The following is an 11,313-nucleotide window of genomic DNA, read 5'->3' on the forward strand; positions in this document are numbered from 1 at the left end:
GGGGTGTTGGCCCGCCCCGCAGGTCTTGGGCGGGGCGTGGCTCAAGGGGGTGGGGGGGGGGGGTGGCCCCCCCCCCCCCCCCCGCCACGAACGCCAGCATGCTGACCGAGCGGCCGACGGCGTCCTGGGCCCGGACGAACGACAGGTGCCCGGGGACGTACACGCCGTCGACCCGGACGGTGTTGCTCCCGGTGCCGCGCATGCCGAGGGAGTGCCAGGTGTCGCTGATCAGGCAGTCGTGGCGGGGGACGGCGAACAGCCGGACCGTCTCCGGCCGGTCGTCGGGACGGGCGCAGAGCAGCACCCAGTCAGCGTGGTCGACCCCGCTGAGGTACGACCAGGTGCCGGTCAACCGCCAGCCGTCGCCGGCCGGTTCGGCCCGGCCGGCGGGGGCGACCGCGCCGGCTATCCGGACGTCGGGGCCGGCGCCCCACAGCGCGCGCTGCCCGGCCTCGGGCAGCCCGGCCGCCAGCCGGCCGAAGTTGGCGTAGAGGGCGGCGCACCAGGCGGCGGAGGCGCAGCCCGTGCCGACCGCGCTGACCGCCTCCGCCCAGTCGGTGAACGAGCCCTGCACGCCGCCCCAGCGCCGGGGTACGAAGTGCCGGGCGAAGCCGGCCTCCACCAGCGCCGCGGCGGTCTCGGCGGACAGCCGGCGCTCGGCGTCGGCGGTCCGGGCCAGCCGGGCGGCGAGCGCGGTGACCCCGGGGGTGGCGGCCAGCAGGTCACCGGGGCCGGTCGGTGCGGTCAGTGCGGTCAGGGTGGCCAGGTCGGCCATGAGTCCTCCCGGGGCTCGGTGGCTCGGTGGTTGGCTCAGTAGATGCCGAACACCCGGCAGGGGCCCGCGAAGCCCTTGCGGTGGCGGATCAGGCCGATCACGGCGGTGGCCCCGAAGTCGGGCACGGAGGACAGGTTGGCGATGTTCTCCACGCCGTAGCGCTGCTCGCCGAGCACGATCCGGTGCGCGCCCGGATCCTCCACCTGGAGGTTCTTGGCCGCGTCCAGGCTGGGGGTGTCGGTGCCCGCGGCCACCACGGTCCGTTGGGTGACCAGGAACTCGGCCGCGTCGAAGCCCAGGCCGGGGAAGTGCGGCACGCCGGACTCGTCCCGGTTGATGTAGGCGCCCGGGGTGTTGATCCGGTCGCACCAGCCGGAGTCCATGACGACCAGCGCGCCGTCGGGGATCCGGCCGTAGCGGCGCTCGTAGGCCAGGATGTCGTCGGCGGTCAGCGTGGCGTCGGGGTCCTTGGCCACCCGGTCGGCTATCCGGACCACGCAGAGCGGGGCGATCAGCTTGTCGATCGGGATCTCGTCGGTGTAGATCGGGCCGTCCACCAGGTGCGCCGGGCCGTCCACGTGGGTGCCGGTGTGCTCGTCGATCTCCAGCTTGTTGGCGTTGAAGCCCTCGTCGGCGATGTGCGCGAAGTGGTCGATCCGGGGCTTCAGGACGATCGGCTCCAGCACCGGGAAGTCGTTGCCGAAGGCGTGGGTCAGATCGGCGACCCGGGAGCCGCGGATCAGCGGCCGCGGGGCCGGCGCGCGCCCGGTGGCGGTGGCCGCGTCGTCGTCCTCCGCAACGGCCTGCGGTTCGGCCGAGCAGCCGCAGGCCGGGGCGCCGGCCTGGTCGCCGTACACGAGGTTCATTACCTGGGGCCCGCACATGCGAGTTCCTCCGTCTTCGTCGGGGTGCTGCGAGTGGGGCTCATGGCGCCGGGCGCGGTAACGGGGGATGGCGCCCGACGCCATGAGCGGTCGGGGAGGGTCAGGCCGCGCTGGTGTCCACGATCCGGTTGCCGCGGATCAGCCAGGTCGGACCCTCGGCGATGTGGCCGATCCGCTCGAAGAAGCGGGCGAAGTGGGGGCCGGCCATGTGCTTGTCGAAGGACTCCGCGTCGTCGTACAGCTCGTCCAGGTAGAACCGGTTGGGGTCGTTCTCGTCCTGGACCAGCTCGAAGCGCTGGGTGAAGGGCTCGTCCACGGCGCACTCACGGGCGTCCTCATGAGTGGCGGCGATGAACTCGTCGTGGTGCTCAGGCATGACGTCGAAGGCGACGGCGACGTGGTACACGGGGTTCTCCTGGTGGGAGTCGGGCGGCAGGAGGGGCTGCCACGGGGAACTGACCAGCCGGCGGCGGGTCAGTCGTCGATCAGCGCGGGCTGCGGAGCGGTGGTGGTCGCACCCTGGGCGCCGGTGGCGCGGACGCGCGGCCGGACGAACCGCTTGCGGCTGGCCAGCAGGCCGAGGACCAGCTCCGGGAGGGTGAAGGCGGCCAGCAGGATGAGCGAGACCGTCCAGCCCTTGGTGGCGCCGTGCAGCACACCGAGCAGCAGCGGGCCGACGATGCCGCCGACCAGGTAGCCGATGGTCTGCACCATGCCGGACAGGCGGGCGGTGGTCTCCGGGTTGGGGGAGCGCACGGCGATCAGGGTCAGCGCCATGGCGTGGCCGGCGCCGAGGGTGATCCCGAGCAGGGCGACCCAGAGGGCGGCCACGCCGGGCGCGCTGAGCAGGCCGAGCAGGGAGACCGCGCCGGTGACGGCGATCGCGGTGATGACCGGGCCGGTGCCGCGCTTGCCGGCCAGCACCGGGGCGAACAGGGCGCCCGGCACGCTGAGCACCATGGTGAGCGAGAGCAGCGCGCCGGAGGCCGAGCTGCTGTAGCCGCCGAGGTCGACCAGCACGGTCGGCAGCCAACCGAGGGCGGTGAAGTAGGCCAGCGCGCGCAGCGCCAGGTAGCCGGTGACTTGCCAGGCCACCGCGTCACCGAGCAGCGAGCCCTTGGCCTGTGCGGGCTGCGCCGAGGTCGGCGCGGTGGGCTGGGGGCGCGGGGTGCGGCGGAGCAACGGCAGCCAGGCCAGCAGGCCGATGACGGCCGGGATGGTCCACAGCGCCAGCGAGCCGCTCCAGCCGCCGACGGCGTTCTTCAGCGGCACGGCGATGCCCGCGGACAGCGCGGCGCCGGCACTGAGGAAGGCGGTGGCGATGCCGGTGTACAGCCGGACGCGGTCCGGGAAGGTGCTCCGGACGACCGCCGGCATCAGTACGTTGCCGAGCGCCAGGCCGGCGCCGGCCAACGCGGTGCCGACGAACATCGCCCACACCGAGGTGTCCATCCGGATCAGGATGCCGGCGATGAGCGCGACGAAGCCCAGCACCAGGGCGCCCGCCGTGCCGAGACGGCGGGAGATGGCGGGGGTGGCCGCCGCGAAGATGCCCAGGCAGAGCACGGGCAGGGTGGTGAGCAGGCTGACTGCCGAGTCGGACAGGTGCAGGCTCTGCTGGATGTTGTCGAGTACGGGCGAGACGCTGCCGATGGCCGGGCGCAGGTTCAGGGCCAGCAGGAACAAGCCCACCGCTGTCGCCGCCGTGCTCACCGGCTTCGGGCCCCCGCCTTGGCGGTTCTGGGACACGGTGATCCTCCAAATCCGGGCGGCGTGACCGCCGCTGGGTCGCTTACGCCTTATGACCATAAGACCTCTGATGAGTATCGGTCAACCGACAGTAGTCAGGCGTATTTAGGGCGGGAGGGGTCGATGGCCCTGGCGCTGCGGGCCGGAGGGGGAGTCGCGGGGAGTTCGCGCAGGTCGGACGGGGGCGCGGGAGCGGGCGCGCTGGGCCGGGCTGGGTTCGCCGGGGTGGCGGTGGCCCGCGGGAGTCGTGAGCCTGCGGGCATGCCGAACGGGCGCTCGTCGAACGAGCGCCCGGGGAAGGGGAGTCGGTGCGTCCGGCGGTCGGCCGGGCGTCAGTCGATCGTCAGTCTGTCGTCAACGCGTGCGCGAGGCCTTGGAGTCGGCCCCCGCACCCTCCAACGCGGCGGAGCAGCGCGCCAGTTGCTCCAGCAACTGGGTGAACTCGGCCGGCGTGAACTCCTCGGTGAGCCGGGCCTCGACGGCGGCCACGGCCTCGTCCGCCTTGGTCAGCAGGGAACGCCCGTTGCGGGTGAGCCGGGTCTCCAGGATGTGGCTGTGGATCGGGTGCGGCCGGCGCTCGACCAGCCCGCGGCCCTCGAGCGTGCCGAGCACCGAGGACATCGTCTGCGGCGTGACCATGCAGCGGCGCGCCAGGGCGGCTCCCGACAGCTTCGGCTCCTGGGCCACCACGGCCAGCACGTTGTACTGCGGCACGGCCAGGTTGAAGGGTTTGAGCACCGAGTGCTTGGCGGCCGTCAGCTCCTGCTCGACCCGCTTGAGGTGTTGGCCGAGCCGTTCGTCGCCGGAGAGCTTCATGGACCTCAGGATATACATCAGTTGCCTTACGGTGCGAAGGGGCCGGACGCCCGCGCTCCGGCGCGGACCGTCCGACCCCTCGCGGGTCAGCCGGTCGTGACCAGCCGGCCCGCGCCGGTACGGACGTGCTGCCGTGGCCGGCCGGCGTACCGGGTGGCGGCCCAGCGCAGCAGGGTGGCTCCCACGGCCATGCCGCCGCCGAAGGCGGCCAGCAGGACCACGTCTTCCTGCGCGAGCAACTGTCTGCGGTGCACCAGGTCCAGGGTGATCGGTACCGAGGCCGCGCCGGTGTTGCCGTACCGTTCCACCGCCAGGTGCAGATCGGCCGAGCCCAGGCCCAGGGCGGGCCAGACCTCGGTCAGCATCTGCCCGTTCGCCTGGTGGGGGACGAAGTGCCGGACCGCGTCGGCCGCGATCCCGGCCTTGCCGAGCAGCCCGTGCAGCGCGGCCGGCAGCTGGTCGTGCACGAAGGCGCGCACGCCTCGCCCGTCCATCCGGAAGAAGTGCCCGCCCTCGGCCAGGGTGCGGGCCGAGGCCGGTTGCCGGCTGCCGCCGGCCGGCACGCCGATCAGCTGGTGCAGGTCGCCCCGGGTCAGCAGGCTGGAGCCGAACAGGCCCTGCCCGGTGTCCACCGGCCCGAGCAGCACGGCGCCGGCCCCGTCGCCGAAGAGGATCGCCGTCTTCCGGTCCGAGTAGTCGAGGATCCGGGAGTAGATGTCCGCGCCGATCACCAGTCCGTAGCCGCCGCCGTCGCGGTCGGCCCGGAGCATCCGCTCCACCACCGTCAGCGCGTAGACGAAACCGCTGCAGACGGTGTTGACGTCGAAGGCGGCCGCGTTGACCGCCCCGATCAGGTGCTGGACGATGCCGGCGGTGGCCGGTTGGGGGTGGTCCGGGGTCGAGGTCGCGACCACCACGTAGTCCACCTGCTCGGGGCGCACCCCGGCCTGCTTCAACGCCGCTCCGGCGGCGGCCGCCGCCAGGTCGGAGGTGGCCTCGTGGTCGGCGGCCCGGCGGCGCTCCCGGATCCCGGTCTTGCGGACGATCCACTCGTCGGTGACCCCGGCGTGCCGGGCCACCTCCTCGTTGCCGACCACGTTCTCGGGCAGGTACGAGCCGGTGCCGAGTATGCCGATCGGACGGATCTCCTCATGCATGGATCTCTCCTGTCAGGCCGACCTTCGTGGGGAGCCCGGGCCAGGGTTCGGCACCGGGGCCGAGCGGGGGCTCCCAGTCGGCCGGCGGGCGGTTGCAGAGCAACCGGGACCAGCCGAACCGGGCCGCGTGGGCGGTGAGTCGCGGATCGTCCCCGACCACCACGGCCCGGCCGACCGTGCGCAGCAGGTCGAGATCGCTGGAGTGGTCGCCGTACCCGGTGGAGGCGGCGAGGTCCAGACCGAGGACACCGGCGGCGGCCCGGGCCGCAGCGGCCTTGGCCGGGCCGATCATCGGCGTGACCACCTCGCCGGTGAGCCGCCCCTGCCGCACCACCGGCCGGGTGCCGATCGCGCCGTGCACGCTCAGGTGGGCGGCGATCGGCTCCAGGCAGGCGAAGAACGACCCGGAGAGCAGCAACACCGTCTCCCCGGCGGCCCGGTGCCGGTCCAGCGCCTCCACCGTCTCGGGGACGAACAGCCCCTCGGCCAGCTCGGCGGCGAACCAGTCCGCGCCCGCCGCCGTCAGCCGGCCGGCCTCCTCACCCGCGTACAGGCGGTAGTAGCGGCGGTTGACCTCGTGCCGGGGCAGTCCGCCGGCCGCCGCCGCGCGCAGCTCGTCGGTGAGCCGCCGGTACGTCCCGGCCGGCTCGCCGCGCCGGCGCAGGTAGAACTCCAGGAAGCGGAACATGCTCTTGACCCTGATCAGGGTCTCGTCCACGTCGAAGAACGCGGCTGCGGTCCCTGCCATGCCGTCACCGCCCCGGGGCCGGCGGGGCGGCCTGGATCCGCTTCATGGTCACCGTGAAGACGCACAGCTGCTTCTCGCCCTGCCGCACGTCGATCCGGACCGGCAGCAGGTCCGCGCCGTCCGACGGGGGGTGGCCGTCGTCGTGGAGTTCGGCCAGGTCCAGGACGCCGCCCTGGGTGTAGCAGAGCTGCTCCTCGGGCCCCAGCGCGGACCGGTCGCCGAGTTCGGCGGTGAGCGTGGTGTCCTCCTCCAGCTCGCCGAAGCTGCTGAAGATCACCTCCAGGGCGGTGGGGAACGCCTTGACGGCGGACACGCCGCGGGCGTCGAGCACGGTGAGCAGGGCGAGTTGACGGGCCGCCTCGGCGAGCACCATGCCCGGGAGGTGGTCCTGGGCGTGGTCGAACATGCTCGGGTGGTCGGCCGGGATGCGCAGCCGGGCCCGAGCGGTGTCGCCGTCGGTGTGGGCGTCGACCAGGACGACGTTGTCCGGGTTGGCCCGGCCGACCAGGTGCGGCGCGACCGGCGCGCCCAGCAGCCGCGGCGGGTGGGCCGCCGAGGACGGCAGGGCGACCCCGTCCCGGTTGTTCAGCCGCAGGGACAGGTAGCTGGTCGGCGTCTTGAACCGCAGGCCGACGGTGGCCCGGCCGAGCACCGTGCCGTCCATCGAGAGCTCGATGGCCGAGTCGATACCGGTGACCCGGCCCTCCCGCTCCTTGCGGTCGACCACGGTCACCCGCATCGCCAGGGGGAACGGCGACTGGCCGACGGTGATCCACCGCGGCTGGGTCAGGCTGACGCTGAGGTGGGTGAGGATGAACTTGTGGTCCGCGGGCACCTCGAAGAAGAGGTGGGCCCCGGCCAGGGTGGCCTGCCGGCAGGCCTCCAGCAGCAGCACCGGGTCGTAGGTGTTCGGGCGCAGCAGGTGGTCGCCGTAGTACGCGTGCGAGCGCGGGAGTTGGGCGGCGGCGGCGTAGCTGTCCCGGTCGATCGGCTGGAGGTCGGTGAGGAAGACCTCGCCGAGTGACTCGCGGTGGACCAGGTAGCGGTCGACCGTGCGGGCGTAGCTGAGCCGCTCCTCGGCGGAGAGCCGCTCGGCGGGCTGTTCGGCGGGCTTGACGTCGAGCTCGGCGGTGGCGGTCTGTTTCTTGACCTGTTTCTTGGTGCTCCCGTCCTGCTTGGCGACGGGGTTGAGCGGCGTGATGGTCACGGGTGGGCTCCTTCATCGTCGGGTGCTTGGCCGTGCTGGGGGGTGGGGGAGCCGCCTCAGGCCGGGTAGACGTCCCCCGGCAGCTTGCGGTCGGCGGCGACGGTGCCGATGTGCCAGTACGGGTACGGCGCGGGCGTGGTGCTGACCTTGTCCAGCCGGGCGACCTCGTCCTCGGTGAGGGTCCAGCTCATGGCCTGGAGGTTGTCCTCCAGCTGGTGCGGCTTGGTCGCGCCGATCACGGCCGAGGTGATGCCCGGCTTGGCCAGCACCCAGTTGATGGCGACCTGGGCCACCGTCGCCCCGTGCGCCTCGGCGATCAGGGCCATCTCGTCGAGGACGTCGTACGCCTGGTCCGGGTTGGTGAGCGGCGCGGACTCGGCCGGGGTCCGCTCGGCGAGCCGGCTGCCCTCGGGGCGGCCCTCGCCGCGGCGGTACTTGCCGGTGAGGAAGCCGCCGGCCAGCGGGCTCCAGGCGGTGATCCCGACGTTCTGGTCGACGGCCAGCGGGATGATCTCGTGCTCCAGGTCGCGGGCTCCCAGGTTGTAGTAGCCCTGGTAGCAGACGAAGCGGCTGAGGTTGCGGCGGTCCGAGACGGAGAGCGCCTTCATCAGCTGCCAGCCGGCGAAGTTGGAGACGCCGAGGTAGCGGATCTTGCCGGCCCGGATCAGGTCGTCGAGTGCGCGCAGGGTCTCGTCCAGCGAGGTCCGCGGGTCGAAGCCGTGGATGTGGTAGAGGTCGATGTAGTCGGTGTTCAGCCGGCGCAGGCTGGCATCGACGGCGGCGTAGAGGTGGTGCCGGGTCGCGCCGATGTCGTTGGGCTCGTCGGTGATTCGCCAGCGGCCCTTCGTGCCGATGATGACGCGGTCGCGGACCTTGGCCAGGGTGCGGCCGAAGAACTCCTCGCCCATGCCGTTCTTGTAGACGTCGGCGGTGTCGAAGAAGTTGATACCGGCGTCCAGCGCCTGGTCCATCATCCGCAGCACGTGGTCGTCCTGGACCGTGCCGAACTCGGACCAGTTGCGGTCGGGGGCGCCGAGGAAGGACGCCCCGCCGCCGAACGTCATGGCACCGAAGCAGAGTTCGGAGACGGACAGGCCGGTGTCGCCGAGGTAGCGGTAACGCATCGGGATCGCTCCTTGTGGTGGGTCGGGTGGTGGTGCGTCGGGTCTCAGTAGCGGGTGCCGACGACGTCGGCGGCGAGGCGGCCGAGTTCGGCGCGGTCCGCGGGGGTGAGGTCGATGCCGGTGGCCCGGACGTTGTCCTCCAGGTACGGGATCCGCTTGGTGCCGGGGATCGGGACGACGTGCTCCCCGACACCCAGCACCCAGGCGAGGGCGATCTGCGCCGCGCTGGCCTGGTAGCGCTCGGCCACCTCGGCGACGGCGCGGACCAGCTTCTGGTTGGCCGCGACGGCGTCGGCCTGGAAGCGCGGGTTGCCGGTCCGCCAGTCGCCCGCTTCCAGCTGGTCGGAGGTGGTGATGGCGCCGGTCAGGAAGCCCCGGCCGAGCGGGGCGTAGGCGATGAACGCGGCGTCGTTGGCGGCGCACCAGGGGACGACGCCCGCCAACTGGTCCTGGCTCCAGAGCGACAGCTCGCTCTGCACCGTCGCCACCGGATGGATCCGGTGCGCGGCCGTCAGCTGCGGCACGGTGGCCTCGGAGATGCCGAGGTGCCGGATCTTGCCGGCGGCGACCAGTTCCGCCAGGGCACCCCAGGACTCCTCCAACGGCACGTCGGGGTCGACCCGGTGCAGTTGGTAGAGGTCGATGGTCTCGACGCCCAGCCGGCGCAGCGAGGCGTCGCAGGCGGCACGCAGGTGTTCGGGACGCCCGTCGGGCACGATCCGACCGTCCCTGATCACCAGGCCGCACTTGCTGGCCAGGGTGAGCTCGGTGCGCAGGTCGCGCAGTGCCCGACCGACCAACTCCTCGTTGGTGTAGGGCCCGTAGACGTCCGCGGTGTCGATCAGGGTGACCCCGAGGTCAACCGCACGGTGCAGTACGGCGGTTGATTCCCGGTCGTCCCGCTGGCTCGGACCATAGGCGAAGCTCATCCCCATACAGCCAAGTCCGATCGCCCCGACCTCGCGTCCGGTGGCGCCAAGTCGTCGTCTCTGCATGCTAGTTGCCTCTCATGAGTGGGGGCTGGTCAGGTGCTCGTGAATCGAATATACATAAGAGGCCTTACAGGCAACAGATGCTGCTAGGTGTTCGATCTCTTATGCAACAAAGACGCCTGATGACCGAGGAGGCAGTGAGATGACTGGTGCGGTATCGGAGCCGTTCGACGTGCTGATCGTGGGCGGCGGGCCGAGCGGCATGCTGGCCGCCTGCGAGCTGCTGCGGCGCGGGGTGCGGGTGCGGCTCGTCGACCGGGCCCGGGAACCCTCGCCCTTCCCCAAGGCGCTGCTGGTCTGGCCGCGCAGCCTCGACCTCTTCGAGGACCTGGGCGTCCTCGGCGAGCTGCGCGCCGCCGGCCTGCGGATCAACGCCTTCAGCTACTTCTCCGACCGTCGGCCGCTGGCCACCTTCCCGTTCGAGGCGGCGCTGGCGCCGGTCTGCCTACCGCAGAACGAGACCGAACGGATCCTGCGCCGGCGCCTGTCGGAGCTGGGCGGCGTGGTGGAGCGCGGTGTGCGGCTGCTCGCCTTCGACGCCCTGGACTACTCGGGCAGCCTCACCGCGACCGACGGCGTCACCGCGGTGCTGGAGCACCCGGACGGTCGGATCGAACGGGTGCGCGCGCCCTACGTGCTGGGCGCCGACGGCGCCGGCAGCGCGGTCCGGGCGCAGCTCGGCACCGGCTTCTCCGGCAGCACCTACGAGACCGCGTTCGCGCTGGTCGACGCCCGGATCGAGGGCACCCTGCCGCCGGACCAGGCGCTGTACTACCAGTCGCCCGCGGGCGCGCTGGTGATCGTCGCGCTGCCGGACGGCGTCTACCGCTTCTTCTCCAGCCTGCCGCCGGGCCAGCAGGTCAGCGTTCCGCTGATGCAGGCCATCGTGGACGAGCGCGGTCCGAGCGGGGTCCGCATCACCGAGCCGATCTGGGAGAGCGTGTTCCGGGTGCACCGGCGGCACGCCAACGACTTCCAGCTGGGCCGGGTCTTCATCGCCGGTGACGCCGCCCACGTGCACAGTCCGGCGGGCGGGCAGGGCCTCAACACCGGCTTCCAGGACGCCCACAACCTCGCCTGGAAGCTCGCCGCGGTGATCAACGGCGAGGCGCCCCCGGAGCTGCTGCTCAGCTACGGGCCGGAGCGGGCGGCGGTGGCCCGGCGGGTGGTGCGGGACACCGACATCCAGACCCGGGCCTGGATGGTCAGGGGCCGGCTCGAAGTGGCGGCCCGGGACGCGGCGTTCCGGCTGCTGGACCAGACCGGGGTGCTCTCGCGGCACTACACGCCGGTGATGGCCGGGCGACGGCTCGCCTATCCGCCGGTCCGGCCGACCCAGCAGCCCGCCGGACGGTCCGGCTGCCGGCTGTTCGCCCACCTGCCGGGCCGGTTGCAGGTGGGTGCGGTCTTCCCGCGCGAGCTCGCGGTGAAGCACGGCATCGCCGGCCCGGGGGCCGATCCGGCCCGCTGGACGCTGGCCGTGACCGTGCCGGCGGCCCGGCCCGCGAGCTGGCTCGCCGAGCTGGCCGGGACCGTCGCGGACCGGCCGCTGGTCCGGCTGGTCGAGCTGCCGGCCGCTCCGACCGCCCGGCTCACCGGTTGCCGTCAGGTCGGGTTCCACCTGATCCGCCCGGACGGGCACATCGCCGCCCACGGTCACCAGGAGGACCTGGACCGGCTGCGGGCGGAGCTCCGGGTCGCCTTCGGGGCCCGGACGGGTGCGGTGGAGCGGCGGGCGGCCGCCGCCTGACCCGACCGCGGGGGGGGGGCCGGCGGACCCCCGGGGGCCCGGACGAAAGAAAACAAATGCGGGGGCGGGGGGTGAAGACGGGGTGTGGGGGGTTCTTACGGGGGCAAAACA

General features: G+C 72.8%; 11 protein-coding genes. 1 reads left to right on the forward strand and 10 read right to left on the reverse strand.

Annotation, left to right across the window (positions count from 1 at the left end):
• From ACZ38L_RS08615 to ACZ38L_RS08660, 10 genes are all read right to left on the reverse strand, one after another.
• On the reverse strand, positions 1-775 hold a 775-nt coding region (locus tag ACZ38L_RS08615; RefSeq protein WP_465690554.1), incomplete at its 3' end, for an acyl-CoA dehydrogenase family protein.
• A 35-nt stretch (positions 776-810) separates the two neighbouring features.
• Positions 811-1,659: a cyclase family protein gene (locus tag ACZ38L_RS08620; protein WP_465690556.1), complete on the reverse strand. Its 849-nt coding sequence runs from the start codon at positions 1,657-1,659 to the stop codon at positions 811-813.
• 100 nt (positions 1,660-1,759) lie between these two features.
• Positions 1,760-2,065 carry a putative quinol monooxygenase gene (locus ACZ38L_RS08625; protein ID WP_465690558.1) on the reverse strand — a complete coding sequence of 102 codons (306 nt, stop codon included), beginning with the start codon at positions 2,063-2,065 and terminating at the stop codon, positions 1,760-1,762.
• Positions 2,066-2,133: 68 nt separating this feature from the next.
• Positions 2,134-3,408 (reverse strand): MFS transporter, encoded by a 1,275-nt coding sequence (locus ACZ38L_RS08630; RefSeq protein ID WP_465690560.1) that lies wholly within the window; start codon positions 3,406-3,408, stop codon positions 2,134-2,136.
• Positions 3,409-3,762: 354 nt separating this feature from the next.
• Positions 3,763-4,224 (reverse strand): MarR family winged helix-turn-helix transcriptional regulator, encoded by a 462-nt coding sequence (locus ACZ38L_RS08635; protein ID WP_396558130.1) that lies wholly within the window; start codon positions 4,222-4,224, stop codon positions 3,763-3,765.
• A gap of 86 nt (positions 4,225-4,310) precedes the next feature.
• Complete coding sequence (locus tag ACZ38L_RS08640; protein WP_465690562.1) at positions 4,311-5,381, reverse strand: 3-oxoacyl-ACP synthase III family protein; 1,071 nt, start codon at positions 5,379-5,381, stop codon at positions 4,311-4,313.
• Positions 5,374-6,129: an HAD family hydrolase gene (locus tag ACZ38L_RS08645; protein WP_465690564.1), complete on the reverse strand. Its 756-nt coding sequence runs from the start codon at positions 6,127-6,129 to the stop codon at positions 5,374-5,376. The genes ACZ38L_RS08640 and ACZ38L_RS08645 overlap by 8 nt, the downstream gene beginning before the upstream one ends.
• Positions 6,130-6,133: 4 nt before the next feature.
• A complete protein-coding gene (locus tag ACZ38L_RS08650; protein ID WP_465690566.1) occupies positions 6,134-7,336 on the reverse strand; it encodes a ScbA/BarX family gamma-butyrolactone biosynthesis protein in 1,203 nt (400 codons plus the stop codon).
• 56 nt (positions 7,337-7,392) lie between these two features.
• Complete coding sequence (locus ACZ38L_RS08655) at positions 7,393-8,460, reverse strand: aldo/keto reductase (protein WP_465690568.1); 1,068 nt, start codon at positions 8,458-8,460, stop codon at positions 7,393-7,395.
• Positions 8,461-8,504: 44 nt separating this feature from the next.
• On the reverse strand, positions 8,505-9,455 hold the full coding sequence (locus tag ACZ38L_RS08660; RefSeq protein ID WP_465690570.1) for an aldo/keto reductase: 951 nt from the start codon (positions 9,453-9,455) through the stop codon (positions 8,505-8,507).
• Between the two features lie 139 nt (positions 9,456-9,594).
• On the opposite strand from ACZ38L_RS08660, the gene ACZ38L_RS08665 reads away from it, so the two are divergent.
• On the forward strand, positions 9,595-11,202 hold the full coding sequence (locus tag ACZ38L_RS08665; RefSeq protein ID WP_465690572.1) for an FAD-dependent monooxygenase: 1,608 nt from the start codon (positions 9,595-9,597) through the stop codon (positions 11,200-11,202).
• Positions 11,203-11,313 lie beyond the last annotated feature (111 nt).

It is taken from the genome of Kitasatospora sp. NPDC024654 (assembly GCF_055559155.1).